At 33.3% G+C, this 1,474-nt stretch carries 1 protein-coding gene; it reads right to left on the reverse strand.

Going from position 1 to position 1,474, the window contains the following annotated elements:
- Positions 1–38: 38 nt before the first annotated feature.
- Positions 39–1,375, reverse strand: a protein-coding gene (locus LC455_RS30925) for an IS3 family transposase (protein WP_223596789.1) whose coding sequence is annotated in 2 segments (ribosomal slippage) — positions 39–991 and positions 991–1,375 — 1,338 coding nt in all. Because the reading frame shifts where the segments join, the coding sequence is not laid out codon by codon here.
- Positions 1,376–1,474 lie beyond the last annotated feature (99 nt).

The raw sequence follows: 1,474 nt of genomic DNA on the forward strand, positions 1-1,474 counted from the left end.
TAAAGTGTACCCGTTGTAAAGGACATTTTTAAAAAAGGTCATGCCACATCGAGAAGATGATTTCTGTATTCTACAGGGGTCATCTTCTTTAAATTCCATTGATATCTGTAATTGTTATAGTAGGTCATATAACTTCTAATTTCCTTTTTAAGTTCTTCTAAAGAATTACAGGGTTTTATATATGCTTCGTCCTTAAAATGACCAAAAAATGACTCCTGTGGAGCATTATCCCAACAGTTTCCTCTTCTTGACATTGATTGTCCCAGTCCGAGTTTTTTTACGAATTTTTGAAAAGTGGGACTAGTGTAGTGTGTGCCCTGATCTGAGTGTATATAGGCTTCTTTTGCCAATATTACACGTCTATTTTTCTTTAACTTTACCAATGTATCCGTTGCTAAATCCAATGTTAATCGATCAGATACGTTATAAGCTAATATTTCATTGGTTGAACCATCCTTGATGGTCGACAAATAAGCCTTTTTTCCCTTTCCGTAATATAAATAAGTAATATCTGTAAGTAATACCTTACCTGGGATATCTTGTTTAAATTCACGGTTAAGTAAATTCGGTAGTACCGAATGTTCATGGGTAGCTTTCAACATCTTTTTATACGGGTTGGCTCTTCTAACAGGGCATATAATCTTGTATTTCTTCATAATCCTTCGGATTCGTTTTAAGTTATATTTAATATCAAACTGTCCATTTAACGTCATCTTAATTTGCCGTGCACCTTTATGACGGTGCTTAAAATGAAACGCCTTCAAAATATTTTCTCTTAAGATTAAATCTTCTTTTTCACGGCGATCTCTTTTTTCCTGAGATTTAGGAGAAAAATAATTATAATAACCAGACCGAGAAACTCCAGATATATCACATAAGTAACTCACCATATTTTTAAGTTCATACTTTTCAATTACTGTACGAATTAAAAGGAATTTCTGTTCCGCAGATACTTTTACTCGTTTCTCTCCAGCCCCCTTTCCATCATGTCTAACTTTTTTAGTAATTCATTTTCAGCTCGCAACAATTGAATTTGAGCTTCTAATTTTGCATTTTTTTCTTCTAAGCTAAGTTCTCTTTTAGCAGGTCTCCCAGAATAATCTTTACGTGTATCTTGAAGTCCCATTACTCCCGATTTATTATAAGCTACACGCCATCTATGAGCTGCTCTATTTACTCTAACGATACCAATGATATCAACATCAAAACCTTTCTCCTCAAAGATCAGTCGTGGTGATTTTCCATTTTCGGTTTCAGCAATAAAAATTCTTTTAAATTCATCCGTATAGGTAATGCCTTTTGTACTGACAGATTTGACATATTGATTATTAGAAAGGATTTTTATTTCTTTATCGTTGAAGAGTTTTTTTGACATAAAATTATTCTCCGATTCCCACATTTTTTATTCATTATACATAAAAGTACCCGATAGGGCAGACCTTTTTTTAGTGTCTACTCTATCGGGTACAGTTTA

The sequence above is a fragment of the Neobacillus bataviensis genome, from assembly GCF_019969725.1.